Annotated in this window: 1 protein-coding gene; it reads left to right on the forward strand. The window is 70.3% G+C overall.

Going from position 1 to position 1,392, the window contains the following annotated elements; translation table 11 throughout:
• Positions 1-113: 113 nt before the first annotated feature.
• On the forward strand, positions 114-1,392 hold a 1,279-nt coding region (locus ACIG87_RS32275; protein ID WP_396855406.1), incomplete at its 3' end, for a hypothetical protein.

A 1,392-nucleotide genomic window follows, 5' to 3' on the forward strand; every position in this document is an offset into this window, starting at 1 on the left:
GGGGAGGACCCTGTCCATGATCTGAGTTTCCAGACAAAGATCATCAGTGGGCAGGGTCCTCGATGGGGAGCGTAGCGGTTACCGGTGTCGGCCATGGCGAGCCGGATCGGGTCTTGTGGGATTCGTGGCGGCGGGAGTTGTTCGAGGGGGTGCTGACTACCCGGTCGCGGACGTTGTTCGACCTGGTCGACCAGGTCGCTGTGGATCAGGGCCGGTGTGGATGTCCCGCGCACCTGTCGTTGGGCGTGGTCACTGGGCATGCTGCGGCGCACCGGGCGTTGCGGGAGGGCGTGCTGGACACCGGCCGGGCGTTGCGGGCGGCGTGCCGGATCGCCCAGCGTTGTGGCTTGCCCCGCGTGTATGCCATCGATACCACCGCGTGGCCGCGTCCGAACGCGCCGACCAGCCCGGACCGGCAGCCGCAGTACACCCCGGGCGGGCCTCGCGGCGCGGCGATGATCAAGACGGGGTGGCGGTATCAGCATGTCGTACGGCTGACTCTGACCCCGGACTCGTGGGTCGTGCCGGTCCTGGCCGACCGGATCGCCTCCGACGACGACCTGGTCGAGGTCACCGTGGAACACATCGCCCGGGTCTGCGCGAGCGACGGAGCCAGCAACGCCGACCCGTCACTGTTCCTACTCGACTCCGGCTACCCCGCGGCCAGGATCACCTACCTGCTGCGCCACCGCGCGATCCCCGCGGACGTGCTGGTCCGTCTGGCGACCTCGCAGACCATGTGGACCCGGCCCGAACACCGGCGCGCCCACCCCCTCGGAGGCCGGCCCCGCCGACACGGGTTCCGCCTGGCCCTACGCGAGCCCGACCTACCCGCCGACGCCAGCATCAGCGGCCCGGTCGACATCTACGGCACCGTCACCGTCCGGGCCTGGCGCCAGGTCCACCCCAAACTCACCCGCTCCAGCCGGGGCTTCGAAGACCAACCCGCCCCGCCGATCGTCGAGGGCACCGTGCTCCTCGCCCGCGTCCAACACCTACGCCCCAGCCGCCGCGCCGGCGACCTCGCCCTGTGGTACTCCGGCACCCGCCACGACCTACTCACCCTGATCATGACCTACCTGACCCGCTTCGACATCGAGCACTACTTCCGGCACCTGAAGACCACCGCCCACGCCCCGGACTTCCACCCCCGCCAACCCGACACCCTGACCACCTGGCTACGCCTACACACCTACGCCTACCTACACCTGTTCTGCGCCCGCGCCCACCTCACCCACCACCGACTGCCCTGGGAACCCGCCACCACGACCACACCGACCCCCGGACAAACACGACGCCAGGTTTCGCCCGCTCTGCGCAACGCCTGGCATCCACCAGGCCACCCGAAACCCGGACACCCCGGCCCCGGACGACCCGCCGGCAAACGCCGCA

The organism is Micromonospora sp. NPDC051925, assembly GCF_044548625.1.
Lineage (GTDB): Bacteria > Actinomycetota > Actinomycetes > Mycobacteriales > Micromonosporaceae > Micromonospora.